This is a genomic window from Streptomyces sp. NPDC004134 (genome assembly GCF_042874195.1).
In the GTDB taxonomy this organism is placed as follows: Bacteria; Actinomycetota; Actinomycetes; order Streptomycetales; family Streptomycetaceae; genus Streptomyces.
Map to the genome: position 1 here is coordinate 198,348 of NZ_JBIAMS010000006.1, position 25,105 is coordinate 223,452.

Below are 25,105 nucleotides of genomic sequence, written 5' to 3' on the forward strand. Positions count from 1 at the left end.
GTTCGCGTGCCTCGTACGCCCCGGGGGCGTACGAGGCACGCGGTGCCTCAGGTCCCGGTGACGCGGGCCCGCCACAGGTCGCGGAGGAGCGCGATCTCCGCCATGTGGTGGATGAACTCCAGGTTGCCCGCCCACAGCACCTCGGCGTACGGGTTGTCGGCGTCGGAGGCGTACGGGTACTGCGAGAAGCCGACCGTGTCCAACTGCTCCTCGGTGACGGTCGCGACGCTGTCGCGCCAGCGGTCGACGTCCTCCCAGAAGCGCGCGACGGCCCGCTCGGCGCAGGGCGTGAAGTCGACCAGCAGCCTCGGGTCCCGGCGCCGCTCGCCGAAGGTCCACTCCCAGCCGCCCGCGAGGCCCGAGTGCAGATGCCCGAGACGCCACGCGATGGTGGTGACCGGGGCCTCGTCGGGTGCCAGCGGGCCGGTGTGGGCGAGGACTTCGCGGACCCGCTCGACGCTCACGTCCCAGTCCCGGGCGACCTTCTGCACGGACATGCCCCCGGCGACGTCCTGCACCACCCCGGCGTACTCGCTGTGGGGGATGTCCGCGGCGCCCTTGTCGAGCACCCACTCCCCCGGCCCGTAAGCCCGCGGCGTGACCGCCTCCGACCGGCGCCGCACCGACCAGCAGCCGGGCACCGGCTCCCAGCGGAACTCCTCGTCGCCCAGGCCGGTGAGCCGCAGCTCCGCGGACTCCCTGGCCATGTCGAACTGGTCGAGCAGCAGGCTCAACCGCCCGCTTCCCGCACGCCCGTCCGCCATCCCCGTCTCCCTCCGCGGTCGCGAGTCTCGCGGCGCCGCCGCTGCGGAGGCTAGCGGCCGCGGGGCGCGGGGGGCGACGGGGTTTCCGGAGGGCGACGGGCTTTCCGGGGGCACCCTCAGCCGCGGTACGCCTCCAGCAGCCGCAGCCACACCTCGCTGATCGTGGGGTACGACGGGACCGCGTGCCACAGCCGGCTCACCGGCACCTCGCCGGCGACCGCGATGGTCGCCGAGTGGATCAGCTCCCCCACGCCGGGGCCGACGAACGTGACGCCGCGCAGGATCTCCGCGTCCAGGTCGACGACCATGCGCGCCTGCCCGCGGTAGCCGTCCGCGTACAGCGAGGCGCCCGCGACCGAGCCCAGGTCGACGTCCACCGCGCGGACCCGGTGCCCGGCCCGTTCCGCCTCGGCCAGCGACATCCCGACGGCCGCGGCCTCCGGGTCGGCGAAGACGACCTGCGGGACGGCGCCGTGGTCGGCGGTCGCGGCGTGCGCGCCCCACGGGTCCGACTCCAGCAGCGGCACGCCCTCCGCGCGGGCGGCGATGGCGGCACCCGCGATGCGCGCCTGGTACTTGCCCTGGTGGGTCAGCAGCGCGCGGTGGTTGACGTCCCCGACCGCGTACAGCCACTCGCTGCCCTCGACCCGCAGGCTGTCGTCCACCGCCATCCACGAGCCGGGCTCCAGGCCCACGGTCTCCAGGCCGATGTCCTCGGTACGGGGCGCGCGGCCGGTGGCGAAGAGGATCTCGTCGGCCTCGATGGTGTCGCCGGCGTCGGTGGTCGCGAGGACGGTGCCGTTCTCGCGGACCACGGAGGTGACGGAGGTGCCGGTGCGTACCTGGGCGCCGGCCTCGGTCAGCGCCTCGGTGACCAGTTCGCCGGCGAAGGGCTCCATGCGGTCCAGCAGGCCGCCGCCGCGGACGAGAACGGTGACCTGGGAGCCGAGCGCCTGCCAGGCGGTGGCCATCTCGACGCCCACCACGCCGCCGCCGACGACGATCAGCCGTCCGGGGACGACCGCGGAACTCGTCGCCTCCCGGCTGGTCCACGGCTTGACGTCGGCGATGCCCGGCAGCTTGGGCAGCAGGGCGCGGCTGCCGGTGCAGACGGCGACGGCGTGCCCGGCGGTCAGCGTGCGCACCACGCCGTCGGCGTCGGTCACCTCCACGGTGCGCGGCCCGGCGAGGCGGCCCCGGCCGCGGTAGAGGTCGGCGCCGATGCCGTCGAGCCAGGCCACCTGGCCGTCGTCCTCCCAGTGGGAGGTGAACGCGTCCCGGCGGGCGAGGACCGCGGCCGCGTCGAGGTCGCCGGCCACCAGGCCGCTCAGCCCGGGGAGGCGGCGGGCGTCGGCGCGGGCGAGCACCGGGCGCAGGAGGGCCTTGCTGGGCATGCAGGCCCAGTACGAGCACTCGCCGCCGAGGAGTTCACTCTCGACGACCGCGGTGGACAGGCCGGCCGCGCGGGTGCGGTCCGCCACGTTCTCGCCCACGGGACCGCCGCCGATGACCACCACGTCGTACGCAAAGGATTCCGTTTCCGTCATGGGGCCAGTGTGGCCGGTGGGTGCGCGGGGGCGGCACAGCGGGCCCGCGGGGTGTGTCGCCGGGCCGCGGTACGCGCCGCGCGCACGGGCGCCGTCAGTGGCCGTGCAGCAGGCGGGTGAGGAACTCCGCGGCGTCGGTGCTGGTGCTGACGGCCGCGGCCAGGTTGTCCAGCGCCAGCCGGTAGCGGTCGACCTCGCTTGGCTTGTCGATGCGTACGGTGCCGGTGAGCTGGTCCAGGCAGACCACGTCGGGCAGTTCGGGCTCGGCGAACCGCAGCATCGTCAGCGGCTGCGCCACCGCGGCCGTGCCGCCGGCCGCCAGCGGCACCACGTCCAGCGTGACCGTGGGGTGGTCGAGGTGCAGTTGGAGCAGGTGCTGCAACTGGCCCTCCATCACGCCCGGGGCGCCGACGGAGCGCCGCAGCGCCGCCTCGTCGAGCAGCACCCAGCAGCGCGGCGGGTCGGCGCGGGTCAGGGCCTGCTGGCGGCGCTCCAGCAGGTGCAGCCGGCGCTCCACCGTCTGCACCGGGTCGCGCGGGAAGCCGAGCTGGGTGATCGCGCGGGCGTACGCGGCCGTCTGCAGCAGGTCCGGGATGCGCTGGGACTGGTAGCTGCGGATGACGGTGGCGGCCTCCTCCAGGCCGAGGTGGGTCTCCGCCTGACTGGGTATCAGGTCGCTGTACTCCTGCCACCAGCTCGGCGCGTTGGCGCCGCGGGTCAGCGCCGCGAACTCGTCCAGCTCGTCCTCGCCGGTGACGCCGTAGAAGTCGAGCAGCGCCGCGATGTCGTAGTCCTTGCAGCCGCCCTGGCCCAGCTCCAGCCGGCACAGCTTGGCGACCGAGGCGCCGATCTGGCGGGCGGCGGCCTGCAACTGGATGCCGCGGTCCTGGCGCAGCCGGCGCAGCCGGGAGCCGAGAACGGACCTGCAGACGGGCCGGCCGCCGCGCTCGTGTTCACCGGCGAGCGGGATCCCGGGGTCGTGCACTGCCGCCATGGGCACCGTCATCGGTCCTCCGCAGGCGATGGTCCTTCGCCGTCGAGACTCACGCTACCCGCGGAAGCGTAACGTGCCACAGGGGGCAAAAGCGCACCTTGGCCCGATCTTTGCGAGCGGCAGACATACCCGCGGCGGCAACGGGCAGCGGCGGCGCGCCGCGGCCTACGGCTTCCGGCCGACCCCGCCCAGGACCGCCATCTCCACCGGGCTGCCGACCTCCACCGGCTCGGGCCGCCACAGCGGGCAGGACACCACGCCGGGCTCGACCAGTTCCGTCCCGTCGAGGTAGCCGGCGATCTGCGCGGGGCTGCGCAGGTGGTACGGCACGGCGCCGGTGGCGTTGTAGCCGGCGATGGCGCGGCTGTACTTCTCGTTCCCGTCGACGCCGTCCCGTATCGCCAGGTAACTGCCGGGCGGCAGCGGGTCCATCAGCCGCCGCACCACCGACCTGGCCTGCTCGTAGCCGTCGACGTGCGCCAGGATGCCCATGAGGATGACGGCGACCGGCCGGTCGAGGTCCAGGGTGCGCGCCGCGCCCGCGAGTATCGCCTCGGGGTCCTCGACGTCGGCGTCGATGTACGCGGTCGCGCCCTCGCGGGTGCTGGTGAGCAGGCCGCGGGCGTGGGCGAGGACGAGTTTGTCGTTGTCGACGTAGACGATGCGGGAGTCGGGGGCCGCGCGCTGGGCCACCTCGTGGGTGTTGTCCGCGGTGGGCAGCCCGGTGCCGATGTCGAGGAACTGCCGTACGCCCGCCTCCCCGGCGAGGTGGCCGACGACCCGGCGCAGGAACTGCCGCCCGCTGCGGGCGAGATCGACGATCTCCGGGAAGACCTGCTGGAACCGGGCGCTGGCGGTGCGGTCCGGCTCGTAGTGGTCCTTGCCGCCGATCCAGTAGTTGAAGATCCTCGCCGAGTGCGGCACGGAGGTGTCGACGACCACCCGCTGCGTGCCGTCGTTGAACGTTTCCTCTGACATGGTCTCCACCGTCCGGGGTCGGGGGCGCGGCCCGGACAACGTAACCGAGGGGGCGCCGGCCGTCACCGCCGCCCGCGTCGGCGCCGCCCGCGTGACCGCCCGGCCGCCGCGGTGGCCGGGCGGCCGGTCACGCCCCGTCGCCCGCGATGCTCCGGGACATCGCGAGGTGGCTCGCCAGCAGCCCGCCGTCCACCGGCAGGCTGACCCCGGTGATCCACGCCGCGTCGCGGGAGGCGAGGAACGCCACGGCCGCGGCGATGTCGTCCGGTTCGCCGACGCGGCCCAGCGGGTAGTGCTCCTGGACCCGCGCCAGGACCTCGGGCCGATCGGCCCAGACGGCGGTGCGCACCGTGCCCGGCTCGACGAGGTTCACGCGCACCCCGCGCGCCGCGCTCTCCACGGCCAGGGTGCGGGTCAGGGAGACGAGCGCGGCCTTGGCGGCGCTGTAGGCGTGCTCGCCGTAGTGGCGTTCCGCGTTGACCGAGCCGATGTTGACGATCGCGGCCCGGCCCGGGGCGGCGGCCAGCAGCGGCAGCGCCGCGCGGGCGCAGCGTGCGGCGCCGTGCAGGGTGACCTCGAAGTCCTCGTACCAGTCGGGCTCCTGCCAGTCCTCGAAGCGCGGCGGGTCGCGGTGGACGGCGTAGGCGTTGTTGACGAGGACGTGCAGCCCGCCGAAGGACTCCGCCGCGTACGCGACGGCTGCCCGGACCGCCGCGCCGTCCGTCACGTCGCAGGCGAGCGCCGCGGCCCTGCCGCCGGCGGCGCCTATCGCGGCGGCGGCCCGCCCGGCCCGCCCGCCGTCCCGGTCGGTGACCAGCACGCCCGCGCCCTCGGCGGCGAAGCGGCGGGCGACCGCTTCGCCTATGCCCTGTCCGGCGCCCGTGACCAGCACGCCGTACCCCTCGAATCGCTCCATCGGACCAGGTTAGAAGGCCGGTCCGACACGGCCTCGCCTCGCGTGGCGGCGGACCGGGAGCGGCGAGGATGAGCCGGTGAGTGCTGCGGTGGCCGAGGCCCTGTCCGTCGTGCTGCTGGCGGCGGTGCTGGTCTGCGCGGTGGTACGGCCGTGGGGGCTGCCGGAGGCGGTGGTGGCGGTGCCGGCGGCCGGGGTCGCCGTCGCCACCGGGGCGCTCTCCGCCGGTCACGCGGCCGACGAGGCGGCGCGGCTGGGGCCTGTCGTCGGGTTCCTGGCGGCGGTGCTGGTGCTCGCCCGACTCTGCGACGACGACGGGCTGTTCGCGGCGTGCGGGGTGTGGATGGCCCGTACCGCCGCGGGACGCCCGCGCCGGCTGCTGGCGCAGGTCTTCGTCCTCGCCTCGGCGATCACCGCGGTGCTCAGCCTGGACGCCACGGTGGTGCTGCTGACACCGGTGGTGTTCGCGACGGCCGCCCGGCTGGGCGCGCGGCCGCGGCCGCACGTGTACGCCTGCACGCACCTGTCGAACTCCGCGTCCCTGCTGCTGCCGGTCTCGAACCTCACCAACCTGCTCGCCTTCGCCGCGAGCGGGCTGACCTTCACCCGGTTCGCGGCGCTGATGGCGCTGCCCTGGGTGGCGGCGATCGCCGTCGAGTACGCCGTCTTCCGCCGGTACTTCGCCGTCGACCTGGACGCCGGCGCCACCGCCCCGGCGGCGGCCGCGCCGCCCGCGGTGCCGGTGTTCGCGCTGGCGACGCTGGCGTGCACGCTGGCCGGCTTCGCGGTGGCGTCCGCGTTCGGGGTCGACCCGGCGTGGGCGGCGGGTGCGGGCGCGGCGGTCCTCGCGGTGCGCGCCCTGGCCCGGCGCCGTACCACCCCCGCCGCCCTGCTGCGGGCCACCGCGCCGACGTTCCTCGCCTTCGTCCTCGCCCTCGGGCTGGTGGTCCGCGCGGTCGTCGACAACGGCCTCGGCGCGGCCCTCGGCCGGCTGGTGCCCTCCGGCACGGGGCTGCTCGCGCTGCTGGGGACGGCGGCGCTGGCCGCGGTGCTCGCGAACGTGATCAACAACCTGCCCGCGGTGCTGGTGCTGCTGCCGCTCGCGGCCCCGTCGGGCCCGGGCGCGGTGCTGGCGGTGCTGCTCGGCGTGAACATCGGCCCCAACCTCACCTATACGGGCTCGCTCGCCACCCTGCTGTGGCGGCGCGTGGTGCACGCGCACGACGCGGAGGTGGAACTGAGGGAGTTCACCCGCCTCGGCGTGTACGCCGTACCTGCCGCCCTGGCCGCCGCGGTGCTGGCACTGTGGGTCTCGCTGACCGCGATCGGAGGAGGGTGAGCCGTGGCCGTGGTGGTGTGGATCGTCGAGGGCACCTGGCCCGCCTGCGTGGCCGCCGCGAGCGCGCACGCGCCCGGGGCGGCGGAGGTCGTCCTGCTGCACGTCGCCCCGGCCGACGTGCCCGGCGCGGCGCACGGCGCGCTCGCCGGGCTGCTCGGCCGGGGCGGGCCCGGGCCCGGGCGGCCGGGGCGCGAGGGCCCCGGCCGCGACCCGGGCGAGCGGGTGGCGCGGCTCGCGGCCGCCTCCGCCGACGAACTGCTGGCCGAGGCCGCCGCCCGGCTGGGCCGGCCCTGCACCCTGGCCAAGCGCACGGGGCGGGCCGAGCGGGAGGTCGTCGCGGCGGCGGCGGACGCCGACCTGCTGGTCGTCGCCCGGGACGGCGACCGGGCGCACCTGGGGCCGCGCAGCCTGGGCCCGGCGAGCCGCTTCGTGGTCGACCACGCGCCGTGCCCGCTGCTGCTGGTGTGGCCCGAGTCCGCGCCCGGCACGTCGACGCTCCCGCCGCCTCCGCCGCCCCCTCCCGGTCCGTAGGAGAGCCGGGTTACGCGTCCTCGCCGTAGAGGCGGGCGATGTCCTTCGAGTCGAGCCAGCCGCTGTACGCGGGTGACTGCGGCCAGCCCTCGGGCGAGTCCTGCCACTCCTCCTGCCGCCCGTACGGCAGCACGTCGACGAGCGGGAAGGTGTGGCTCAACTGCTCGGTGCCGCGGCCGCTGGAGTGCCAGGTGCGGTAGACCGTGTCGCCGTCGCGCAGGAAGACGTTGAGCGCGAACCCGCCGCCCTTCGGGGCGTCGACGTCGGCGCCGAACGGGCTGTTCGCGGTGGAGTACCAGGTCATCTGGTTGCCGACGCGCTTCTTGTACGCCAGCGCCTGGTCGATCGGGCCCTGGGTGACGATGACGAACCGCGCGTCGTACGGGTCGAGGAAGCCGAACCGGGTGAACTGCGCGGTGTAGCTCGTGCAGCCGCCGCACTGCCACTCCTTGTCCTCGAACCACATGTGGTTGTAGACGATGAGCTGCGACTTGCCGTCGAAGACGTCGACCAGCCGGACCGGCCCCTCCGCACCCTCCAGGGTGTAGTCGGGCATCTCGACCATCGGCAGCCGGCGCCGCTGCGCGGCGATGGCGTCCAGCTCCCGGGTCGCGGCCTTCTCGCGGACGCGCAGCGCGTCCAGCTCGCGCCGCCAGGTGTCGCTGTCGACGACGGGCGGCATCGCGTGGGCGGTCATGGTGCTCCTCCGGTGTTCAGGGATCGCTTCTCCGTACGGTTAGACCGGCCGGCCCGGCGGAACTCATCGCCAGGCGCGATGGCACTCGGTCACGTACGGCATCTCACCCGGTCGCGCCACCGCGAGGAGCGCGCGCACCCGGTCCAGCAGCCGCTCGCGTACGGCGGGCGCCAGGGTGATCACGTAGCTGCGGGAGGCGACCATGTCGACGATCTCCGCGTCGGTCATCGGGTGGCGCCAGCGGAAGTCCCGGCGCTCGACCGGCCCGAACGGCGCGCCGATGCGGTCGGTCTGGCGGTCCTCCGCGGGCGCCGGGGCGTACTCGCGCAGCAGCCGGCCCAGCTCCGCGACCCAGGGCACGGACTCGTCGCGGCTGTTCCACACCAGCGCGAGCCGGCCGCCGGGGCGCAGCAGCCGGGCGACCTCGGGGACGGCGCGTCCGGGGTCGACCCAGTGCCACGCCTGGGCGCAGACGACGGTGTCGGCGCTGGCGTCGGGCAGGGGTATCGACTCGGCGGTGCCGGCGACGGCCCGGATGCCGGGCAGTACGCGGGCGAACTGCTCGCGCATGCCCGCGGAGGGCTCGACGGCGACGAGTGCGCGGCCGGGGGCGCGCAGGGCGCGGGTCAGCTTGCCGGTGCCGGCGCCCAGGTCGACGACCGCGCGGGCGGATTCCGGCACCAGCCAGGCGGTCGCCTCCGGCGGGTAGGGCGGGCGGCCGCGCTCGTACGCGCCGGCGGCGGCGCCGAAGGAGCCCGCCTGCCGGCTCCGCTCCCGCTCGCGCGGCTCCTGCTGGTTCCGGTCCTGGCGGTTCCGGTCCTGCCGGTTGCCGCCGTCGGGGTCGGCGTGCTCGCTCGGGGAGGTCATCCCCGCATCGTGTCAGGCGTCCGCCGGGTACGACCGGGCGGACAGCAGCCGGAGGGCGTCGGCGGAGGCGGGGTCTTCCGGGGTGTACACCTCCAGGCGGTGGTCGGGGCTGTCGGGCTGCAGCCAGACCTGGTAGCCGACGTCGAGCGCGCCGACGGTGGGGTGCCGCAGCCGCATCGTGCCCACGGTGCAGTCGGCGACATCGCCCGCGGCCCACAGCTCCGCGAAGTCACCGCTGCCCATGGCGAGTTCGCCGATCAGCTCGGCGAGGCGGGCGTCGGTGGGGTAGCGGCCCGCGGTCAGCCGCAGGTACGCGACGTGGATGCGGGCCAGCTCCGCCCAGTTGGCGTGCTGGTCCCGTACCAGCGGGTCGAGGAAGAACATCCGCGGCACCGAAGGACGGCGGGCGGGGTCGCCGGGGGCGTCGAAGCCGACGTGCTCGGCGACCAGCGCGTGCCCGGTGCGGTTCCAGGCCAGCACGTCGCCGCGGCGGCCCAGCACGACGGCCGGCGTCGTCTCGGCCAGGGACGTGAGCAGCGCCAGCACCCGCGGGTGCGGCTCCTCGGGCGCCGGGCGGACCAGCCGCGGTGCGGCCGGGCGGCGGGCGAGGTTGTGCAGGTGGGTCGTCTCGGCCGGATCCAGCCGCAGCACCCGGGCCAGCGCGTCGAGCACCTGCCGGGAGGCGGTGCCGGCCTGCCCCTGCTCCAGCCGCGTGTAGTACCCGGCGCTCACCCCGGCGAGCTGCGCCAGCTCCTCGCGGCGCAGGCCCGGCACCCGGCGGGCGGCACCGTAGGTGCCGAGGCCGGCGGCGGCGGGCGTGACGCGGCCGCGGCGGGTCTTCAGATACGCCCCGAGGTTCTCCAGCTCCATGGTCCCGAGGCTACGTCGGGGCGGGCGCTGGTGCGGCGGCCCCGGGTATCCCTGCCGGGTGTACCCACGGTGCGGGGATGGCTGGCGGCGGCCCGGCGGAGCACCGTCGTGGCCATGGACGTACAGCGGACCTCTCCCCCTCCCGCCCCCGGCCCGCGGGCCTGGCTCGGCCTGCTCGTGGTGCTCGGCCCGGTGCTGCTGGTCGCGATGGACGGCTCGGTGCTGTTCCTGGCGATGACCTCGATCTCCGCGGAGCTGTCGCCGTCGGCGGACCAGGCGCTGTGGATACTCGACGGCTACGGGTTCGCGGTCGGCTCCCTGCTCGTCGCGTTCGGCGGCATCGGCGACCGGTACGGCAGGCTGCGGCTGCTGATGGCGGGGGCGGCGGTGTTCGGCGCCGCCTCCGCGGGCGCGGCGTTCGCGCCGTCGGCGGAGCTGCTGATCGCGTTCCGGGTGCTGATGGGCGTGGCCGGCGCCACGCTGCTGCCCTCCGCGCTCGCGGTGCTGAGCGAGCTGTTCGCCGACGCGCGGCGGCGCGCGCAGGCCATCGGGATCTTCGCGGCGGCCTTCGCCGCGGGCTTCGCGATCGGCCCTGTGGTGGGCGGGCAGTTGCTCGCGCACTTCTGGTGGGGCTCGGTGTTCCTGATCAACCTGCCGGTGGTGGCGCTGTTCCTGCTGCTGGCCCCGCGGCTGCTGCGCGAGGTGCGCACCGGCGGGCAGGGCCGCGTCGACGTGCCGAGCGTCGTGCTGTCCGCCGCGGGCATCCTGCTGGCCGTCTACGGGATCAAGCGCGCGGCGGCCCACGGTCCCGCGGTCGTCCCGCTGGTCGCGGCCGGCGCGGGCGTCGCCCTGCTGTGGTGGTTCGTACGCCGCCAACTGCGGCTCGCGCACCCGCTGATCGACCTCGGGCTCTTCCGCGACCGGGTGTTCGCGATCGCGGCGGTCACCGGGCTGCTGCCGCTGGCGGCCTGGTCGGCGGTGGCGTACCTGGGCGGCATCTACCTGCAGTCCGTGCGCGGGCTCGGCGTCTTCGACGCGGCCCTCGTGACGCTGCCCGGCGCGCTGGTGCTCACGGTCACCTGCGTCGTCACCCCGGCGGTGGTCGCGCGCAGCGGCACCCGGGCGGCGCTGCTCACCTGCCACTTCGTCATCGCGGGCGGGCTGCTGCTGCTCCTGCCCACGGGGGTCTCGGGCGGCACCGGCTGGTACGTCGCGGCCACCGTCGTCGCGGGAGTCGGCTACGGCATCTCGTTCAGCGTCGTCGCGGACACCGCCGTCGCCGCGGTGCCGCCGGAGCGCGCGGGCTCCGCCGGGGCGATCGCCGAGACGAGCAACGAACTGGGCAACGCCCTCGGGATCGCGCTGCTCGGCTCGCTGGCGGCGCTGGTCTTCCGGCTGCGGGGGCCGGACCTGGCCGGGACGCTCACCGAGACGTTGCAGGTACCGGGGATCACCGCGGCGGCGGCCGGTCAGGCGGAGTCGGCGTTCGTCGCGGGGCTGCACGCGGCGGCGCTGGTCGCGGCGCTGCTGCACGCGGCGCTCGGGGTGTTCACGCTGCGGCACCTGCCGCGCCGTCGCCGCCCCGCGCCGCCGCTGCCCGCGGCGGGCGGCCCGGTTCCGGCCGAGCGCGTCGACGTGGCCGGCGGGGGTGGTGACGACGGGGTTCACGGGGGCGGTGCCTCTCGTGTGTCGGGCTTGCCGCCGCCGTAGGAAGGAAGCAGGACGGTTCCGGACCTCCTCCGGCGCCGGATCAGCAGCTCCGCCACCGCCAGGTTGACGATCCAGCCGAGGACCTGGCCGACCGGGATCATCTCCGTCACCTTGTCCGCCGCCGGACCACCCGCCTCCTCGTCCCGGAAGGGTGCCCCGGCGATCAGCAGCAGGGGGACGTTGCGCTCCGGTGGTCCTCACGGGTGGCCAGCCTGGTGCCCGCGGGCCTGGGGCCGCGTCCTCCGCGGGGAGACACCTTCGCTACTCGGATCCGCGTACGCCCGGACGCCTGCGTACGCGCTCAGTCGCGCCCTCCCGCGGCCGGCGGGCGGCAGCGCCGGAGTCCGGGGGGTGCTTCGCCGGTGGTGAGTTCGGCGGCGATCAGGCGGCCCGCGGTGGGGGCGAGGGTGACGGCCGCGTGCATGACGGCGACGTAGGCGGAGCGGTCCGGTGCCGCGTAGCCGATGAGCGGACCGTGGGGCGGTATCGGGCGGCGGCCCAGGCGGTGGTCGAGCAGCCGGCACGAATCGGCGCCCCGGAAGGTGTCCTTGAGGTGGCGGAGGGCGTTCTCGGCGGTCTGGGCCAGGGTTGCCGGTGACGAGTCGCCGGCATGCGGGATCGTCATGAGGAGCTCGCCGTCGGTCACCTCGCGCACCTCGAACTCCGGTGTCGCCACGATGGTCTTGACCAGGCCAGGCGGCGCCGCGACCCGGACCCGGAAGGCCGGGGACTCCGGTACGGGCACCTCGGCGGGCAGCGCCGCGGACAGGGCGGTGACGCCGGTGCCGGCGGCGAGGACGACGGTCGTGGCGGGGTGGAATCCCGTCGCCGTACGCGCGCCGGTGACCCGGCCGGCCGCGGTCTCCAGCGCCGTCACCGCCGTGCCGAGGAGCACCGTCGCGCCGCGGGCGCGGGCGGCGGCGATCAGCGCGCGGGTCATCGCCTCCGGATCGAGGCCCCCGTCGCCGGGCGTGTGGAAGGCGTGCGGGGGCGGGTTGCGGAGGTGGGGCTCCAGCGCCGCGATCTCGTCCCGTACGACCCGGTGCCTGCCCGGCACCGCGGGTGTGTCCCCCGCGGTCGGCTCACCGGTCCACGTGAGCGAGCCCGTCCAGCGGACCGCGTAGCCCGGCACCTCGGCTGCCAGCCGCCGGTGGTCGGCGAGCACGGACCCGCGCAAGTCCTCGGCGCCGCCTGGCCAGTCACCGGCGGCGCCGCCGATCCAGGCGAAGGAGGCACCGGTGACGCCGGCGGCCGGGGCCGCCTCGCGGTCGAGCAGCGTCACGCGCACCCCGAGGCGCGCCAGGTGGTACGCCACGGAGGCGCCGACGACCCCCGCGCCGACGACAACGACGCCGTTTCGCGGCGGAGTCGGGCTCCCGGACACCATGCGACCACCTCCCCGGCAGTGTCGCATCCGGGCCCGGATCCGCCGGGCCGGCCGCCCGGCTCAGTCGGTCGCGACCGCCTTGCCCGCGCGCGGCTTCTTGGCGCCCTGGCGCGGCACCTCCGCATCGCCCCTGACGTCCGCGGCGAAGGCTTCGGCGCTCGCCTCCGCGGCGATGTCGCTGATGTCCTCGTTGATCTCGTGCGCCGCACGTTTCACATCAACCGCGAGTTTCACGGACGTCTTGATCGTGCCGCGGACGACCGGCCTGATCACTTTCTTGATAAGAGGCGCGGAAACCGCCCCGACCAAAAACACTGGAAGCACTGGGAGCATCGTCGGCACCCGCCCCTTCGAATTTCTTTCACGTTGCCAGGACTGCCAATTCAGAGACTAGCGGACGAAGCGGACTCGCCACCACCCTGACCTGCGGATCTTCACTCTTTCGAGTGCCGCGGGATTATGTCGATCTTCCGTATCGCGACGTGACATATTGTTTCCCGTGTGAATGAACGAGAAAGCCGGGACGACGACCTTCTTTATTCTGCGGAACTGCGGCATGCCGACGGCGAATACGTACTCACCATCAACGACCACAGATGCGGCGAGATCGAGGTCTTTCCGGTGTCACGCAAGGCCGTGAAGAGAATCCCCTTCTATCTCTCCGCGCTGCGCGGAAAGCTCCCCTGACCCCCGCTCAGACCCGCCGCTGCCGCACCACCCGCACACCCGCCCGGGCGCCTTCGAGCAGCGAGTGCGCCAGCACGCTGTAGAGGACGTCGTTCGGGCCGTCGGCGATCCGGAGCCCGCGGATGTCGCGGAGGCGCTTCTCCATCGGGGTGTGGCACGTGTACCCGTCGCTGCCGTGGAGCTGGAGCCCGAGGTCGACGGCGCGGTACGAGGCGTCCGTGGCCAGGGCCTTCGCCGCGGAGCAGGCCGCCACGTCGACGCCCTCGGCGTCCCGGTCGAGACCCTCGAGCAGCGAGAAGCACCAGGCGGTGGCCGCCTGCACCTCCGCCGCCGCGGTACCGAGCCGGGAGGCCACGGACGGGATGCTCGCCAGCGACGAACGGCCGACACTGCGCCGGCGGGTGCGCGCCATCGCCTCGTCGATCGCGGCACCCGCCGCGCCCAGGCAGACCAGCGCCATCATCAGCCGCCAGCCGGCGAAGTGCGCGTCGAAGATCCGGCGGCCGTCGCCCGGGGCGCCGAGCAGCAGGTCGCGCTCGACCCGTACGCCGTCGAGGTGCAGATGACCCAGGCTCCAGCCGCGCAGGCCCAGCGGCGCGGCCGTCTGGGTGCGCACGCCGGGGGCGTCCATCGGCAGCCAGAGCGCCGACAGCGGCACCTCCCGCAGCGTCGCGCGGGCACCGGCGTCGGCGCCCTCCCCGGTCAGGGCGGCGGCCAGCTCGGGGGCGACCACCTTGCAGAAGACCACGAAGCCGACGGCCTCCTCCACCCGGCTCACCAGCCCCTTGGTGCCCGACAGCACCAGGTGGTCGCCGTGGTCCGCCGCCACGGTGCGCAGGCCGCGCAGATCCGAGCCGGAGTGCGGCTCGCTGGAGGCGACGCCCGCCAACTCGCCGCGCTCGACCACCCGGTCGCGTACCGCGAGGGCGACGGCGGGCGCGCCGTAGCGCAGGGCCATCGCGCCGTGGCCCGAGCTGAAGACCTCGCGCGCGTCGCAGTCGCGCCGCCCGGCCAGGTACATCGCGAGCCCCTGCGCGACCCGTTCGAGACCCGGGGGTACGGCCGCGCCCGGGCCCCCGCCGGGCACCTGGCCCGCGCCGGCGCCCGGGTCCCCGTCGCTGCCCCGCGCGGCCACGTCGAACCCCGTCAGCCCGGCCCGGGCCGCGTGCCGGCGCAGGTCGAGCCAGGGCGGCCGGGGCGCCTCTTCCGTACCGGGCTCGGGCAGATGCCGGTCGAGGAAGTCCGTGACGCGGGCGGCGAAGTCCGCGAGCGCGGGGTGGCGGGCGAGGACGGCGCGGAGTTCAGGAGAGGGCGCGTACGGGACGCCGGCGGGCGGGAGTTCGCGGGCGGGGCGGGCCGGTGCGGAGCCCGGCGGCGCGGAGGCGGCCGGCGCCGACCCGGTCGGCGGCGGTGTCATCGGACACCGTCCCCGGCCTCGGCGAGGCTGCGCGGCCGCATGTCGGTCCACGTCCTCTCGACGTACTCCAGGCACGCCTGCCGGGTGTCCTCGGCGAGGACGACGCGCCAGCCCCGCGGTACGCCGGCGAAGGCCGGCCAGAGCGAATGCTCGCCCTCGTCGTTGACGAGCACCAGGAAACGGGCTTCGTCGTCCTCGAACGGATTGGTCGCGTGCGTCATTCCACGCTCCTGGTTCTCAACGGACGTTCATTGTCTCGGTTCAGCGGCATTTCTCGATGTCCCGCGTGTCGTTGCCACCCGAAGGAATGACCACCTGCTAATTGCGCGCGGACCCGCCTGCCTGGAGCTTCCACAGCGAGCTGTAGACGCCGCCGAGCGCGACCAGTTCGTCGTGCGTCCCGCGCTCCGCGACCACTCCCCCGGAGCCCATGACGTAGATGCGGTCCGCGCACTGGACGGTCGAGAGCCGGTGGGCGATGACGAGCATCGTGCGGTCGGTGCCGAAGACCGCGAGGGCCCGCTGGATGGTGGCCTCGGTCTCGTTGTCCACGGCGGACGTGGCCTCGTCGAGGATGACGACCGGGGGATCGCGCAGGACGGTACGGGCCAGCGCGATCCGCTGGCGCTGCCCGCCGGAGAGCGCCGCGCCCCGCTCCCCGACCCGGGTGTCGTAGCCGTCGGGGAGGCCGTCGATGAACGTGTGCGCTCCCGCCGTGCGGGCGGCGGCGACGAGTTGGGCCTCGGTGGCGTGGAAGGTGCCGTAGCGGATGTTCTCCGCGATGGTCGCGTCGAAGAGGAACGGCTCCTGCGTGACGTACCCGATCGCCCGGCGCAGGTCGGGCAGGGCCAGGCCGCGCACGTCGGCGCCGTCGAGCAGCACCTGCCCCCGCTCGGGGTGGCGGAAGCGCATCAGGAGCTTGGCGATCGTGGTCTTGCCCGCGCCCGTGGTGCCGACGAGGGCGGTGGTCCGGCCGGGCGGAATGATCAGCGACGTGTCGCGCAGCACGGGTGCGCGGCCGGGGTAGGCGAAGGTCACCTTCCGCAGCTCGATCCGCCCGCGCAGGCTGCGCATGGGCAGTTCCCGGCCCGCGGCGGCCGGGCCGCCGTCCCCGGCGGGCCCGTCGGGTTCCACGGGCAGCTCGTGCAGCCGCTCGATCCGCTCCAGGGCGGCGAGGGTGCGCTGGTAGTGGTCGGAGGCGCTGCCGACGCGGGAGAGCTTCAGCATGGCGATGCCCGGGAGTTCGATCAGCGGGCCGAACGCCGCGGTCGCCAGCTCGCCCCGCAGCACGGCCCGGCCGCCGAGCAGCACCGTGCCCACCAGCGCGGAGCCGCCGGCCAGCCGCAGGATCTGCGGCGGCAGCGCGGCGCTGCGCCCCGCGGACCTGTTGGCCTCGCTGCACCGGCCGTTCAGCTCGCCGATACGGGCGATCTCGTGCGCCTCCGTCGTGGCGGACTTGATGGTCGTGTGGGCGTGCAGGTTCTCGGTGACCCGGCTGTTGAGCTGCGCCCGGCGCTCGCCGCAGGCGGCGGTGTCGGCCACCGCGCGTTCGTGGAAGCGGAACGAGAGCCAGGCCACGAGCGGGATCGGTGCGAACGCGATCCAGGCGAGCTGCGGCGCGAGCAGCAGGAACATCGGGACGAGAAGCGCCAGTCCCGCGCCCATCTGCACGACGTCGTGCATGTTCGTGCCGACGAACGTGCCGAGCTGGCCGATGTCCTCGGCCAGTACGGCGTTGACGCGGCTGACGCGCTCGTGCTCCAGGTCGGCCGGCGCCACGCTCTGCACGTGGGCGTAGGTGCGGGTCCGCCAGTCGTCCTCGACGTCCTGGGCCACCCCGCGCCAGGCGACCCCGGCGGCGTAGCCGGTGCCCGCCATGACGGCGCAGGCGAACGCGCCGGCGGCGGCCAGGGTGCCCAGTTGGGCGGAGATGCCGGCGATGCCGTACCGGGTGAGGGTGGCGCTCCCGCCGCGCGCGACCAGCAGCACGATCGAGGGGGTGAGCGCGAAGAGCGCCATCTCCGCCAGGGTGGAGAGCGCGGAGAGCAGCGCGGCCATGCCGAACTTGCGCCGGTGCCGCCCGATGATGCGTCTCACGGCGTGCCGCCGCGGGCCCGCCGCGGCCGGCCCTTCGCGGGCCCTGTCGGTTCTGCGCCAGGCGCGCCGGACGACGACGGCCGTCGCCACGGCGGCCGCGCCGAGGGTGAGCAGGGGACGCCTGAGGAACCGCAGCAGCAGCGGCCCGCCGGCGAGCGCCGCCGCTGCCGCGCAGCCCAGGCCCAGGATCCGGGGCAGCCGGCGGGCGGTCCCTTCGGACCCGCGCGGGGAGCGGGCTTCGGGAAGGTACGCGGGCGGGGCGGCGGGCTCGGTGCCCCCGCCGTGGGCGGCGGGCGTGTGCAGGGCCGTGAGCACGCGGTCGACCGCGAGGTGGAGCAGCCGGGCGGCGTCGCGCGGGGCGAGGGTGTGGTCGTGCCGCAGCAGCACCCGGCCGGTGACCGGATTGACGCGTACGTCCTCGATGCCGGGGGCCTGCCGCAGCGACGCCTCCGCGACCCGGGCGAGCCCCGGTCTGCCGCGGAAGAGGGCGACTTCCCAGCGCTGCCGCCCGGGCAGGATCGAGCGCGGCCGGGGTGCGGCACGGCCGCCGGTCCCGCTGCGGGCGCGCGGTGCCGCCACGGCCACGCCGTTGGCGTGGGGGCCTGCGGCCAGGGTCGAGGTCATCGGAAGCAACCACCGGTTCTCTCATGCGGCGCGCCGCGGCGGCGGCGCGGACGGTCGGTCTCGTACGGCAGGCGTGCGCTAGCGCTTCATGAAGGTCCAGTAGGCGTCGACGGCGGCCTCGTCGACGTCCGGGATCCCGACCCCGTACCGCCGCAGCAGCCCGATCGTCCTGCCGTTGTCGAACACCGGGTGGGCCCTCGTCCCCGCCGTGCCGGCCAGGTCCTCCAGATATTCGCGGTACGGGGCGATCGGCAGCTCCCGGCCGCGTGCGCCCGCGGAGCGCAGGCGCCCCAGCCAGGAGGCGAGCGGGAGCGCCGCGGAGCGCGTCCCGTGCAACCGGTCGTGCCCCGCCATGAAGGCGCCGGTGCCGGTGCGGCGCGGGTGGTGGAGGTGGTGCACGGCCGGGCGGCCGTCGTCCCGCAGCACCAGTGCGACGACGGCGCGGGCGAGGACGTCGACGGGGAGCAGCGCCTCGTCGAGCGCGGGATCCACCGGGTGGCAGCCGAGTTCCGCACAGCTCGCCAGGAGCCGGGAGAACATGTCGTCGCGGTTGACGGCGCCGGTCGCGGAGTGCGCCCAGATGCGGCCGAGGCGGTGGATGCCGCCGCTCGCGCCGCGGGCGAACGCCCGCTCCACCAGCCGGTCGGCAACCCATTTGCTCGCGGAGTAGCCCTTGCCGTACGGGTGTCGCTCGCCGCCGGTCGGCGACTCCTCCGTGACGGGTGCGGCACCGGCGCCGTACGCCCGGAACACCCCGAGGGTCGACAGGTGGTGGAACGCCTTCGGCCGCCCCTCCGCCGCAAGGCCCAGCAGGGTGCGGGTGCCCTCGACGTTCGCAGGCTTCAGCAGGGTGTACGGCGAGACGTGGTGGACGCGCGCGCCCGCGTGCACGATCGTGTCGACGCCGTCGCGCAGCCGGGCCCAGTGCTCCGGCCCGGCGCCGAGGTCGACGGCGCCGAGGTCGCCCGGGATGGCGACGGTCCGCGGGTCGCCCGCCGCCGCGCCGAGGCCGTACGCCCGCAGCGCCGCTGCCAGCCGCTCGCGCGCCTCGGCGGCGGTGCCCGCCCGGACGAGGCAGTGCACCCGGGCCGTGGTGGCCCGCAGCAACTCCGCGAGCAGGAAGGCTCCGACGAAGCCCGTGGCGCCCGTCAGCAGCACCTCGCGGGGACCGCCGGCCGGCGGCGGGGCGGCGGTGAACCGCAGCGCGGGGCTGAGCTTCGCCTCGGAGTCCGGCACCCAGGAGGGCGCGGCCCGCGGCCCTTCGGCGCCGAACTGCCGGGCGAGTCCGGCCGGGGTGGGGGCCTCCAGGAGGGCCGCGAGGCCGAAGGGGACGGCGAGCCGTTCGCCGATGCGGGCGGCGAGCCGGGTGGCGAGCAGCGAGTGGCCGCCGAGCGCGAAGAAGTCGTCGTCGACGCCGACCGCCGGCAGCTCCAGCGCTTCGGCGAACAGCTCGCAGAGCGCCTTCTCGTACGGGGTGCGCGGGGCCCGCCCGGCGCCGGTGGCGCCGGTGGGGCCCGGGTCCGGCAGGGAGCGGCGGTCGAGTTTGCCGTTGGGCGTCAGCGGCAGCGCGGGCAGCGCCACGATCGCGGCCGGTACGGCGTGGGCGGGCAGCCGGGCGCGGAGGAAGGCGCGCAGCGCCGCCGCGTCGGGGTCGCCGACCACGGGCACCGCGTAGCCGAGGAGCCGGGTGTCGCCGCGGTGGTCCGCGCGCGCGACGACCGCGGCGTGGGCGACCTCGGGGTGGGCGGCGAGGGCGGCTTCGACCTCGCCGGGTTCGACGCGGTGGCCGCGGATCTTGACCTGGTCGTCGGCGCGCCCGGCGAAGTCGAGCCGGCCGTCGCGGCGGGGGCGGGCGAGGTCGCCCGTGCGGTACATCCGCGCACCAGGCGGGCCGTACGGGTCGGCCACGAACCGCAGGGCGGTCTCGCCGGGGCGGCGCAGGTAGCCGCGCGCCAGGCCGGCCCCGGCGACGTACAGCTCGCCGGTCACGCCGGGCGGCACCGGCCGCAGCGCGGCGTCCAGGACGTACGCGCGGGCGCCGGGGACGGGACGGCCGAGGACGGGCGTGCCGGTGCCGTCGAGCCGCGCCTGCACGCAGTCGACGGTGCACTCGGTGGGCCCGTACATGTTGTGGGCGGTCAGCCCGGGGACCGCGCGCAGCTCGCGCCACAGTTCCGGCGGCAGCGCCTCGCCGCCGAGGACGGCGAGGGCGGGGCGGTGGTGCCCGTCCGCGAACAGGCCGCGGTCGCAGAGGACCCGCATGTACGAGGGCGTGACGTCGACGCTGTCGATGCGCCGTTCCGCCAGCCACGCCACGAAGCGGTCCGCGTCCGTCCACGTGCCCTCGTCCGGCACGTGCAGCTCGTGGCCGCCGGCGAGGGCCGCGAGCTGCCCCCAGGAGGCGTCGAAGGACACCGAGGAGGTCAGCGCCACGCGCAGCGGCCGGCCGCCGGCGCGCCTGGCCGCCGGACCGAAGATCTGCTCCCGGTACCGCTCCGCGACGGCGGCGACGCTCGCGTGCCGCGCGACGACGCCCTTGGGCGCGCCGGTCGAGCCGGAGGTGTAGATGACGTAGGCGGGGTGGCCCGGCCGCGGTACCCGCGCGGGTTCCGTGCCGGGCGGGGCCGCCGGTTCCGCGGCCTGCGCCGGGTCGTCGAGCAGCAGCCGCGGGACGCCGGCGCCGAGGGTCCCGGTGGCGGCGGCGGTGGCGGTGTCCGTGAGCAGCAGCACGGGGCGGGCGTCGGCGACCATGGCGGCAAGGCGCGGGGCCGGGTAACCGGGGTCGAGGGGCAGGTAGGCGGCGCCGGCCTTGAGGACCGCGAGCAGGGCCACGACGAGGTCGGCGGAGCGGGGCAGGGCGACGGCCACGACGTCCTCGGGGCCGGCGCCGCGGGCGGCGAGGGCGTGCGCGAGCCGGCCGGCGCGGGCGTCGAGCTGGGCGTACGTCAGCTTCGTACCGGTCGCCGCGACGGCGACCGCGCCGGGGGTGGCGCGTACCTGCGCGGCGAACAGCCCGGTCAGCGTGTGCGCGGGCGCCGGCTCACCGTCGCCGTCCGCCTCCGCGTTGCCGACGAGGAGACGGCGCTCGGCGCCGGACAGCACGTCGATGCGGCTGATCGGCAGCCCGGGTTCGGCCGCGGCCGCCCGCAGCAGGCGCACCCAGCGGTCGGCGAACTCCTGCACGGTGGCGCGGTCGAAAAGGTCGGTGGCGTAGTCGAGGGTGCCGGTCAGGCCGAGGGGTTCGCCTGTCGCGGAACGCTGTTCGCCGATGCCGATGTCCAGGTCGAACTTCGCGGTCCGCGTGGGCACCCGGATCCGGGAGGCGCGCAGCCCGGGGAGCGCGAACTCCGCGGTCTCGTCGGCGTCGACGGACAGCGCCACCTGGAACAGCGGGTGCCGGCCCGGGGACCGGGGCGGGCCCAGCGCTTCGACGAGCCGCTCGAAGGGCACGTCCTGGTGGGCGTACGCGGCCAGCGCGGTGTCCCGCACCCGCTCCAGCAGCTCCGCGAAGGCGGGGTCGCCCGAGGTGTCGGTGCGCAGCACCAGCGTGTTGACGAAGAAGCCCACCAGGTCGTCCAGCGCTTCGTCGCCGCGGCCGGCGATCACGCTGCCGACCGGCAGGTCGGTGCCCGCGCCGAGCTTCGTGAGCAGGGCCGCGAGGCCCGCGTGCAGCACCATGAACAGGCTGGCGCCGGAGCGGCTGCCCAGGTCCGCGAGCGCCGCGTGCAGTTCGGCGTCGATATGCAGCCGGACCCGGCCGCCCGCGTACGAGGCGACGGCGGGCCGGGCCCTGTCGCGGGGCAGCGCGATCTCGTCGGGCAGACCGGCGAGCGCCGCCCTCCAGTGGGCGAGCTGGCGGTGCAGCAGGCCGTCCGGGTCCTCGGGGGCGCCGAGGAGGCGGCGCTGCCAGAGGGTGTAGTCGGTGTAACGGACCGGCAGCGGCGCCCAGTCGGGCTCCCGGCCGCGCAGGCGGGCGGCGTACGCGGTCGCCAGGTCGCGGGTGAGCGGGGTCATGGACCAGCCGTCGGCGGCGATGTGGTGGACGACGAGGCACAGGACGGACTCGGCGGGGCCGAGCACGAACAGCTCGGCGCGCAGCGGCGGTTCGACGGCCAGGTCGAAGGCGTAGCGTACGGCCTCCGCCAGCTTCCGCCGCAGCTCCGCCGCGCCGGCCACCCCGGTGACGGGCAGCGGTGGCCGGGCCGCCTCGGCGCCGAGGATCCGCTGCCGCGGCCCGGCGGCGTCGTCGGCGGTGCCGCCGGTGCCGCCGGTGCCGGGGAAGACGGTGCGCAGGCACTCGTGCCGGGCCACGACGTCGCCCAGCGCCCGCTCCAGCGCGTCCGGGTCGAGCTCGCCGGTGAACCGCTGCACGAGGGGGATGTTGTACGTGGCCGCCGGGCCCTCGGCGCGGTGCAGGAACCACAGCCGCTGCTGCGCGTACGACAGCGGCACCGCCCCGGCCGCGGGCCGCGGCTCCGCGGTGAGCGCGGGCCTGGCCGGGGCCGCGCCGTCGAGCCGGGCGCCCAGCCGGGCGGGGGTCGGTGCCTCGAACAGCGCGCTGAGCGCGAGGTCGGCGCCGAGGGCGGTGCGGATCCTGGCCACCAGGCGGATCGCCTGCAGCGAGTGCCCGCCCGCGGCGAAGAAGTCGGTGTCCGCGCCCACCCGCGGCACACCGAGCACGCCGGCGAACAGCTCGCACAGCAGCCGCTCGCGCGGGGTGCGCGGTGGCGCGCCCGCGGCCTCGCCTGGGTCCTGCCCGGGGGCGGGCAGGGCGTCGCGGTCGATCTTCCCGTTGGCGTTCAGCGGCAGGTCGCCGAGCATGACGAACGCCGCCGGCACCATGAAGGCGGGCAGCCGGGCGCGCAGGCGCGCGCGCAGCACGGGTGCGCTGAGGCCGTCCTCGGCGGCCACGACGTACGCGACGAGCCGCAGTTCGCCGGCCGGCGGGTCGCGGCGGGCGAGGACGGCGGCCCGGGCGACGCCGGGGCAGGCGAGGAGCGCCGCCTCGACCTCCTCCTGCTCGATGCGGAAGCCGCGGATCTTGACCTGGCGGTCGGCGCGGCCGACGTAGTCCACCTGCCCGTCGGCGCGCCAGCGCACCACGTCCCCGGTCCGGTACATCCGGGTGCCGGGCGGGCCGTACGGGTCGGCCACGAACCGCAGGGCCGTCAGCCCCGGCCGGCGCAGATAGCCGCGGGCCAGGGACACGCCCGCGACGTACAACTCGCCGGCGGCGCCCACGGGTACGGGCTGCAGCGCGCCGTCGAGGACGTAGAGGCGGGTGCCCGAGTGCGGCCGGCCGATCGGCGGGGCGGTGCCGTCGGGCGGGAGGGGGCGGCTGGTGGTCACGATCGCGGTGGTCTCGGTCGGTCCGTAGACGTTCACGAGCCGCCGGCCCGGGGCCCAGCGTGCGACCAGCCCCGGCGGCACCGGCTCGCCGCCGACGGCGAGCGTCGTCACGGGGCTGTCCTGCTCGGCGACCGCCGCGAGCGCGGAGGGGGGCGCGAAGGCGTGGGTGATGCCGAAGCCGGGTTCCGTGAGGACGGCCAGCGGGTCGTCCCCGGGGGCGAGGACGAGCGTGGCGCCGGCGAGGAGGGCGACGCACATCTCCCAGGTGCAGGCGTCGAAGCTGGGCGAGGCCGACTGCGGCAAGCGGCTGCCGGGGGTGATCCGCAGCCGCTCGGTGTGGAACGCGACGAGGGACGCGATGCCCGTGTGCGGCACCACGACGCCCTTGGGGCGCCCGGTGGAGCCGGAGGTGTAGATCACGTACGCCGGGCGGCGGGGGTCGACGGCGACGCCCGGATCGCGGTCGGGCTGCCCGGCGGCCAGTCCGGCGAGGGTGCGGGGGTCGTCCAGGACCAGCGCCGGGCGGGCGTCGGCGAGCATGAACTCCCGCCGCGCGGCCGGGTATACGGGGTCGACGGGCAGATAGGCGGCACCGGCCTTCAGCACGGCGAGTTCGGCGACGACGAGGTCCACCGAGCGCGGCAGCACGAGCGCGACGATGTCCTCCGGCCCGATCCCGCGGGCCGCCAGCGCGTGCGCGAGCCGGTTGGCGCGGGCGTTCAGCTCGGCGTACGACAGGGCGGTGCCGTCGGACTCCAGAGCGGGTGCCTGCGGTGTCCGGCGCACCTGTGCCTCGAAGAGCGCCGCGACCGGTGCGGCGGGCGCGGCGGAGGCGGTGGCGTCGCCGAGCGCGAGCAACTGCCGCCGCTCGGCGGCGGGCAGCGCGTCGAGCCGGCCGACGGGAAGGTCCGGGTCGGCGTCGGCGAGTTGCGCGACGGCGTCCAGCAGCCGCCGCTGGGTGTCGGCCAGTTCCGCCGTGCCGTGCACACCTGGCGGGGCGTGCAGCCGCATGTGCGGGCCGGTGCCGTCCCGGCGGTCCCACACCATGATCATGAGGTCGGCGGCCAGCGGGAACGACAGGTTGTGGGCGGTGCAGCGGTGGCCGGCGAAGGAGATGTCGTAGTCGAAGCCGATGAGGTTGACCATCGGCCCGTACGCCGTGCCGGGGCCGCGGGACAGGCCGAGGTCGCGGTGCAGGTCCTCGGCGCGGTAGCGCTGGTGCTCGACGGCTTCCCGCATGCGCGCGTCGACCTGGGCGAGGAGGTCCCGCAGCGGCATGCCGGGACGTACGGTCAGGCGCACCGGAACGCTGTTGGCCAGCATCCCCGGGGTGGTGCGGGAGGCCGGTCCGGTCCGGCCCGCGACGGTCAGGCCGACGACGACGTCCCGGGCGCCGGTGCGGCGGTGCTCGTACAGCGCGACGGCGGCGAACACCAGCCGGAAGCGGGAGATCCCGGCGCGCCGGGCCGCGGCGCGCAGCGCCTCCGGGCGCGGCAGCGGCAGCAGCGGGGTGCACGGCACGTCCGGATGCGCGGGATCCGCGGCGGCCCGCCCCTCGGCCGGGGATACCCCGGGCGCCGGGCGCTGCTGCGGCAGCCGCGCGGCCGCGTCGTTCCCGGCGCCCGCGTCGGCGCGGGTCCAGCCGGTCAACTGCCGGGTCCAGTACGCCCGGTCCGCGGCCCGGCCCGCCGATTCCTGGTACGCGCGGTCGGCCCGGACCAGCGCCGCCAGCGGGCCGAAGGGCGAGGGGTCCGGTTCCCCGCCGTGTACGAGAGCCGTGTAGACCTTGGCGACCCGGCGGGCCACCAGCGCGTAGCCGAACGCGTCGACCGCGGCGTGGTGGTACGTGTGATACCACCAGAACCGGTCGGGAGCGAGCTTGAGCAGCGCGAAGCTGAAGAGCGGCCCCCCGGCCAGGTCCATGGGCCGGGCCAGGTCGGCGCCGGCCCACGCCCGCCCGGCCGCCTCGGGGTCGGGTGCGCCGCTCAGGTCGACGAAGGCGAGCTTCCACGGCGGTTCGTGCTCCAGCACCTGTACGGGACCGTCCGCTCCCGGCACCAGCCGTACGCGCAACGCGTCGGCCTCGCCGACGACTCGGCGCAGCGCCGCCTCGAACAGGTCCGGCCGCACCGGCCCTTCGATCGCCAGGTACTCGCCGAGCCGCAGGGCGGACCCCTGGTGCGGGGAGTGCTGCTCGGCGAGCCACACCTCCCGCTGCCCCGCGGTCACCGGCAGGGTGCCGGGTGCGTCGGCCGGCCGGTCGCCGGGCGGTGCGCCGACGCCGCCGTGCGCTGCGGGGACCTGGCTACGCGACAACGATGTACCTCCTGCTGG

The 25,105-nt window shown here is 76.0% G+C and carries 19 protein-coding genes; 4 read left to right on the plus strand and 15 right to left on the minus strand.

The window, feature by feature from the left end; translation table 11 throughout:
* Window positions 1–47: 47 nt before the first annotated feature.
* The 5 genes from ACFYVJ_RS11135 to ACFYVJ_RS11155 all read right to left on the minus strand — a co-directional run bounded on the left by ACFYVJ_RS11135 (window position 48) and on the right by ACFYVJ_RS11155 (window position 5,199).
* A complete protein-coding gene (locus tag ACFYVJ_RS11135) occupies window positions 48–764 on the minus strand; it encodes a DinB family protein (protein ID WP_388889026.1) in 717 nt (238 codons plus the stop codon).
* A 116-nt stretch (window positions 765–880) separates the two neighbouring features.
* Window positions 881–2,311, minus strand: coding sequence for a dihydrolipoyl dehydrogenase family protein (locus ACFYVJ_RS11140; RefSeq protein WP_388889028.1), 1,431 nt, complete (start codon window positions 2,309–2,311; stop codon window positions 881–883).
* A gap of 94 nt (window positions 2,312–2,405) precedes the next feature.
* On the minus strand, window positions 2,406–3,317 hold the full coding sequence (locus ACFYVJ_RS11145) for a helix-turn-helix domain-containing protein (protein ID WP_388889031.1): 912 nt from the start codon (window positions 3,315–3,317) through the stop codon (window positions 2,406–2,408).
* Between the two features lie 153 nt (window positions 3,318–3,470).
* A complete protein-coding gene (locus ACFYVJ_RS11150) occupies window positions 3,471–4,283 on the minus strand; it encodes an SAM-dependent methyltransferase (RefSeq protein ID WP_388889034.1) in 813 nt (270 codons plus the stop codon).
* Window positions 4,284–4,410: 127 nt separating this feature from the next.
* Complete coding sequence (locus ACFYVJ_RS11155) at window positions 4,411–5,199, minus strand: SDR family NAD(P)-dependent oxidoreductase (RefSeq protein ID WP_388889037.1); 789 nt, start codon at window positions 5,197–5,199, stop codon at window positions 4,411–4,413.
* Between the two features lie 76 nt (window positions 5,200–5,275).
* Between ACFYVJ_RS11155 and ACFYVJ_RS11160 the strand changes: the two genes are divergently transcribed.
* Entirely contained in the window at window positions 5,276–6,535 is a 1,260-nt protein-coding gene (locus tag ACFYVJ_RS11160) for an SLC13 family permease (protein ID WP_388889040.1), read from the plus strand.
* 3 nt (window positions 6,536–6,538) lie between these two features.
* Complete coding sequence (locus ACFYVJ_RS11165) at window positions 6,539–7,066, plus strand: universal stress protein (RefSeq protein WP_388889043.1); 528 nt, start codon at window positions 6,539–6,541, stop codon at window positions 7,064–7,066.
* Window positions 7,067–7,076: 10 nt separating this feature from the next.
* On the opposite strand, the gene ACFYVJ_RS11170 is transcribed toward ACFYVJ_RS11165, so the two are convergent.
* The 3 genes from ACFYVJ_RS11170 to ACFYVJ_RS11180 form a co-directional block, all read right to left on the minus strand.
* Window positions 7,077–7,763 (minus strand): DUF899 domain-containing protein, encoded by a 687-nt coding sequence (locus ACFYVJ_RS11170; RefSeq protein WP_388889046.1) that lies wholly within the window; start codon window positions 7,761–7,763, stop codon window positions 7,077–7,079.
* 63 nt (window positions 7,764–7,826) lie between these two features.
* Window positions 7,827–8,630: a class I SAM-dependent methyltransferase gene (locus tag ACFYVJ_RS11175; protein ID WP_388889049.1), complete on the minus strand. Its 804-nt coding sequence runs from the start codon at window positions 8,628–8,630 to the stop codon at window positions 7,827–7,829.
* Window positions 8,631–8,642: 12 nt separating this feature from the next.
* Window positions 8,643–9,500, minus strand: coding sequence for a helix-turn-helix domain-containing protein (locus ACFYVJ_RS11180; RefSeq protein ID WP_388889052.1), 858 nt, complete (start codon window positions 9,498–9,500; stop codon window positions 8,643–8,645).
* Window positions 9,501–9,608: 108 nt separating this feature from the next.
* Here ACFYVJ_RS11180 and ACFYVJ_RS11185 point away from each other — a divergent pair, with 108 nt between their 5' ends.
* Window positions 9,609–11,210, plus strand: a complete 1,602-nt coding sequence (locus ACFYVJ_RS11185) for an MFS transporter (RefSeq protein ID WP_388889054.1) — start codon at window positions 9,609–9,611, stop codon at window positions 11,208–11,210.
* On the opposite strand, the gene ACFYVJ_RS11190 is transcribed toward ACFYVJ_RS11185, so the two are convergent.
* The 3 genes from ACFYVJ_RS11190 to ACFYVJ_RS11200 form a co-directional block, all read right to left on the minus strand.
* Window positions 11,165–11,311 carry a hypothetical protein gene (locus ACFYVJ_RS11190; RefSeq protein ID WP_388889056.1) on the minus strand — a complete coding sequence of 49 codons (147 nt, stop codon included), beginning with the start codon at window positions 11,309–11,311 and terminating at the stop codon, window positions 11,165–11,167. The two genes, ACFYVJ_RS11185 and ACFYVJ_RS11190, sit on opposite strands and share 46 nt — an antisense overlap.
* 200 nt (window positions 11,312–11,511) lie before the next feature.
* On the minus strand, window positions 11,512–12,597 hold the full coding sequence (locus tag ACFYVJ_RS11195) for an NAD(P)/FAD-dependent oxidoreductase (RefSeq protein WP_388889059.1): 1,086 nt from the start codon (window positions 12,595–12,597) through the stop codon (window positions 11,512–11,514).
* 60 nt (window positions 12,598–12,657) lie between these two features.
* On the minus strand, window positions 12,658–12,870 hold the full coding sequence (locus tag ACFYVJ_RS11200) for a DUF5132 domain-containing protein (protein ID WP_388889061.1): 213 nt from the start codon (window positions 12,868–12,870) through the stop codon (window positions 12,658–12,660).
* A gap of 228 nt (window positions 12,871–13,098) precedes the next feature.
* On the opposite strand from ACFYVJ_RS11200, the gene ACFYVJ_RS11205 reads away from it, so the two are divergent.
* The gene (locus ACFYVJ_RS11205) at window positions 13,099–13,284 is read left to right on the plus strand and encodes a hypothetical protein (protein ID WP_388889063.1); all 186 of its coding nucleotides are present in this window, start codon (window positions 13,099–13,101) and stop codon (window positions 13,282–13,284) included.
* A 7-nt stretch (window positions 13,285–13,291) separates the two neighbouring features.
* On the opposite strand, the gene ACFYVJ_RS11210 is transcribed toward ACFYVJ_RS11205, so the two are convergent.
* From ACFYVJ_RS11210 to ACFYVJ_RS11225, 4 genes are all read right to left on the minus strand, one after another.
* Window positions 13,292–14,701, minus strand: a complete 1,410-nt coding sequence (locus ACFYVJ_RS11210) for an acyl-CoA dehydrogenase family protein (RefSeq protein WP_388889066.1) — start codon at window positions 14,699–14,701, stop codon at window positions 13,292–13,294.
* The gene (locus tag ACFYVJ_RS11215; RefSeq protein WP_388889069.1) at window positions 14,698–14,922 is read right to left on the minus strand and encodes an MbtH family protein; all 225 of its coding nucleotides are present in this window, start codon (window positions 14,920–14,922) and stop codon (window positions 14,698–14,700) included. Before ACFYVJ_RS11215 ends, ACFYVJ_RS11210 begins: the two co-directional genes overlap by 4 nt.
* Window positions 14,923–15,019: 97 nt before the next feature.
* The gene (locus tag ACFYVJ_RS11220) at window positions 15,020–17,422 is read right to left on the minus strand and encodes an ATP-binding cassette domain-containing protein (protein WP_388889072.1); all 2,403 of its coding nucleotides are present in this window, start codon (window positions 17,420–17,422) and stop codon (window positions 15,020–15,022) included.
* A 78-nt stretch (window positions 17,423–17,500) separates the two neighbouring features.
* Window positions 17,501–25,087, minus strand: a complete 7,587-nt coding sequence (locus ACFYVJ_RS11225) for an amino acid adenylation domain-containing protein (protein WP_388889074.1) — start codon at window positions 25,085–25,087, stop codon at window positions 17,501–17,503.
* Window positions 25,088–25,105 lie beyond the last annotated feature (18 nt).